Annotated in this window: 2 protein-coding genes; both read left to right on the top strand. The window is 72.3% G+C overall.

Features of this window, described 5'->3' with window-relative positions:
• The coding region (gltB, locus tag E1265_RS33920; protein WP_132934793.1) for a glutamate synthase large subunit at nt 1-2933 on the top strand (2933 nt) is incomplete at its 5' end.
• Complete coding sequence (locus tag E1265_RS33915) at nt 2926-4386, top strand: glutamate synthase subunit beta (protein ID WP_132934792.1); 1461 nt, start codon at nt 2926-2928, stop codon at nt 4384-4386. The genes gltB and E1265_RS33915, both read left to right, overlap by 8 nt.
• The last annotated feature ends 203 nt before the right edge of the window (nt 4387-4589 follow it).

The following is a 4589-nucleotide window of genomic DNA, read 5'->3' as shown; positions in this document are numbered from 1 at the left end:
ACCTGCTCGAGCCCACCCCCGCCTCCTGTCGCAGCGTCACCCTGCCCTTCCCGGTGATCGACAACGACGAGCTGGCCAAGCTCATCCACATCAACGCTGACGGCGACCTGCCCGGCTTCGCCGCCGCCACCCTCTCCGGCCTCTACCGCGTCAGCGGCGGCGGTCAGGCCCTCGCCGACCGGCTCGCCGCGATCTGCGCCGAGGCCGACGCCGCCATCGCCGACGGCGCCCGGATCATCGTGCTCTCCGACCGGCACTCCGACGCCGAGCACGCCCCCATCCCCTCGCTGCTGCTCACCTCGGCCGTCCACCACCACCTGATCCGCACCAAGCAGCGCACCCAGGTCGGACTGCTCGTCGAGGCCGGCGACGTCCGTGAGGTGCACCACGTCGCGCTCCTCATCGGCTACGGCGCCGCCGCTGTCAACCCCTACCTGGCCATGGAGTCCGTCGAGGACCTGGTCGCGCGCGGCACCTATCTGCCGGACATCGAGCCGCAGGCCGCCATCCGCAACCTGATCAAGGCGCTGGGCAAGGGCGTGCTGAAGGTGATGTCCAAGATGGGCATCTCCACCGTCGCCTCCTACCGCGGCGCGCAGGTCTTCGAGGCGGTCGGCCTGGACGAGTCGTTCGTCGACACCTACTTCCACGGCACCACCACCAAGATCGGCGGCGCCGGCATCGACGTCGTCGCCCGCGAGGTCGCGGCCCGGCACGCCAAGGCCTACCCGGCCTCCGGCGTCGCCCCGGCCCACCGCGACCTGGAGATCGGCGGCGAGTACCAGTGGCGGCGCGAGGGCGAGCCGCACCTGTTCGACCCCGAGACCGTCTTCCGGCTCCAGCACTCGACGCGCGAGCGCCGCTACGACGTCTTCCGCCAGTACACCGAGCGGGTGAACGAGCAGTCCGAGCGGCTGATGACGCTGCGCGGCCTGTTCCGGCTGAAGGACGGCGAGCGGCCGCCCGTGCCGATTGAGGAGGTCGAGCCGGTCAGCGAGATCGTCAAGCGGTTCTCCACCGGCGCGATGAGCTACGGCTCCATCTCCCGGGAGGCGCACGAGACGCTGGCCATCGCCATGAACCGGCTCGGCGCCAAGTCCAACACGGGCGAGGGCGGCGAGGACCCGGAGCGGCTCGTCGACCCGGTCCGCCGCAGCGCCATCAAGCAGGTCGCCTCAGGCCGCTTCGGCGTCACCAGCGAGTACCTGGTCAACGCCGACGACATCCAGATCAAGATGGCCCAGGGCGCCAAGCCGGGCGAGGGCGGCCAGCTGCCCGGCCACAAGGTCTATCCCTGGGTGGCGAAGACCCGGCACTCCACGCCGGGCGTCGGCCTGATCTCCCCGCCGCCGCACCACGACATCTACTCGATCGAGGATCTGGCCCAGCTGATCCACGACCTGAAGAACGCGAACCCGGCCGCCCGCATCCACGTGAAGCTGGTCTCCGAGGTCGGCGTCGGCACCGTCGCCGCCGGCGTCTCCAAGGCGCACGCCGACGTGGTGCTGATCTCGGGCCACGACGGCGGCACGGGTGCCTCGCCGCTCACCTCCCTCAAGCACGCCGGCGGCCCCTGGGAGCTCGGCCTCGCCGAGACCCAGCAGACGCTGCTGCTCAACGGGCTGCGCGACCGGATCGTCGTGCAGACCGACGGCCAGCTCAAGACCGGCCGCGACGTGCTGATCGCCGCGCTGCTCGGCGCCGAGGAGTTCGGCTTCGCCACCGCGCCGCTCGTCGTCTCGGGATGCGTCCTGATGCGGGTCTGCCACCTGGACACCTGCCCGGTCGGCATCGCCACCCAGAACCCGGTGCTGCGCGAGCGGTTCAGCGGCAAGCCCGAGTTCGTCGTGAACTTCTTCGAGTTCATCGCCGAGGAGGTCCGCGAACTGCTGGCCCAGCTTGGCTTCCGCACGCTGGAGGAGGCCGTCGGCCACGCCGAGCTGCTCGACGTGTCGCGGGCCGTCGACCACTGGAAGGCGCAGGGCCTCGACCTGGCCCCGCTGCTGCACGTCCCCGAGCTGCCGGACGGCGCCGCCAGGCACCGCACCGTCGCGCAGGACCACGGCCTGGCCAAGGCGCTGGACAACGAGCTGATCCGGCTGTCGGCCGACGCGCTGTCCGCCGACACCCCGGAGGCGGCCCAGCCGGTGCGGGCCCAGCTCGCCATCCGCAACATCAACCGCACGGTCGGCACCATGCTCGGCCACGAGGTGACCAAGAAGTTCGGCGGCGCCGGCCTGCCGGACGACACCATCGACATCACCTTCACCGGCTCGGCCGGCCAGTCCTTCGGCGCCTTCCTGCCGCGTGGCGTCACGCTGCGCCTCGAGGGCGACGCCAACGACTACGTCGGCAAGGGCCTCTCCGGCGGCCGGCTCGTCGTCCGCCCCGACCGGGGGGCCGACCACCTGCCTGAGTTCTCGACCATCGCCGGCAACACCATCGGCTACGGCGCCACCGGCGGCGAGGTCTTCCTGCGCGGCCGGGTCGGCGAGCGGTTCTGCGTGCGCAACTCCGGCGCCACCGTCGTCGCCGAGGGCGTGGGCGACCACGGCTGCGAGTACATGACCGGCGGCCGGGCCGTGGTGCTCGGCGCGACCGGCCGCAACTTCGCGGCCGGCATGTCGGGCGGCGTCGCCTACGTCGTCGACCTCGACCCCGCGCAGGTCAACCCCGGCTTCGTCGCGATCGAGGAACTGGACGAGGCGGACCGCGAGTGGCTGCACGACGTGGTGCGGCGGCACGCCGAGGAGACCGGGTCCACGGTCGCCGACCGGCTGCTCAAGGACTGGGACGCCGCGTCGGCCCGGTTCAGCAAGATCATGCCCACCACGTACAAGGCCGTGCTCGCCGCCAAGGACGCCGCCGAGCGGGCCGGACTCTCCGAGTCCGAGACCCACGAGAAGATGATGGAGGCGGCGACCCATGGCTGATCCGAAGGGCTTCCTGTCAACCGAGCGCGAGGTCGCGAAGTCCCGCCCCGTCGAGGAGCGGGTCAGGGACTGGAACGAGGTCTACGTGCCCGGCTCGCTGCTGCCGATCATCAGCAAGCAGGCCGGCCGCTGCATGGACTGCGGCGTCCCCTTCTGCCACAACGGCTGTCCGCTGGGCAACCTGATCCCGGAGTGGAACGACTACGCCTACCGCGAGGACTGGGCGGCGGCCAGCGAGCGGCTGCACGCCACCAACAACTTCCCCGAGTTCACCGGCCGGCTCTGCCCAGCGCCGTGCGAGTCCGCCTGCGTGCTCGGCATCAACCGCCCGGCGGTGACCATCAAGAACGTCGAGGTCACCATCATCGACAAGGCGTGGGAGGCCGGTACCGTCACCCCGCAGCCGCCGCAGCGGCTCTCCGGCAAGACGGTCGCCGTCATCGGCTCGGGCCCCTCGGGCCTCGCCGCCGCCCAGCAGCTGACCAGGGCCGGCCACACCGTCGCCGTCTACGAGCGCGCCGACCGGATCGGTGGCCTGCTGCGCTACGGCATCCCCGAGTTCAAGATGGAGAAGCGGCACGTCAACCGGCGCATCGAGCAGATGCGCGCCGAGGGCACCAAGTTCCGCACCGGCGTGGAGATCGGCCGCGACATCGACGCGGCGGCGCTGCGCCGCCGCTACGACGCGGTGGTCATCGCGGCGGGCGCCACCACGGCGCGCGACCTGCCGGTCCCGGGCCGCGAGCTGAACGGCGTCCACCAGGCCATGGAGTACCTGCCGCTGGCCAACAAGGTGCAGGAGGGCGACTTCATCACCTCGCCGATCTCGGCCGAGGGCAAGCACGTCGTCGTCATCGGCGGCGGCGACACCGGTGCCGACTGCGTCGGCACCGCACACCGGCAGGGCGCGGCGTCCGTCACCCAGCTGGAGATCATGCCGCGGCCGAGCGACACCCGGCCGGGACACCAGCCGTGGCCGACCATGCCGATGACCTACAAGGTCACCTCGGCGCACGAGGAGGGCGGCGAGCGGGTCTACTCCGTCTCCACCACCCGCTTCGAGGGCGACGAGGACGGCAACGTGCAGTGGCTGCACATGGTCGAGGTGGAGTTCGTCGACGGCAAGCTGGTCCAGAAGCCCGGCACCGAGCGGCGGATCCCGGCCCAGCTGGTCACCCTGGCCATGGGCTTCACCGGCACCGACCGGGAGAACGGCCTGGTCGAGCAGTTCGGCCTGGAACTGGACGCGCGCGGCAACATCGCGCGCGACGCCGAGTACGCGACCAACGTGGACGGCGTCTTCGTCGCCGGGGACGCGGGCCGCGGCCAGTCGCTGATCGTCTGGGCCATCGCCGAGGGCCGCGCGGCGGCGCGGGGCGTGGACCGGTACCTGACCGGCGAGTCCACCCTGCCGTACCCGGTCCGGCCGACGGACCGCGCGCTCGCGGCCTGACAAGTCGTTCCGTACAGCGTCGTACGGACACGGTCCGGCGCCCGCCCCTTCCCGACCGGGGCGGGCGCCGGCTTTTCCGCTACGCGCTCGTCGCCGGCCACGGCGCGCTTGCGCTGGCGCGCGGCCACGTAGGCCCGGGCACCGGGCGCGCGGAGCGCGCCGGTGACCCGGGCCTGGCGGCCGTGCCGCGCCCACCCACCCGC

The organism is Streptomyces sp. 8K308 (assembly GCF_004348315.1).
Taxonomy (GTDB): domain Bacteria; phylum Actinomycetota; class Actinomycetes; order Streptomycetales; family Streptomycetaceae; genus Streptomyces.
The sequence above is the reverse complement of the archived record's forward strand: the minus strand, read 5'-3'. Positions and strand labels throughout refer to the sequence as shown.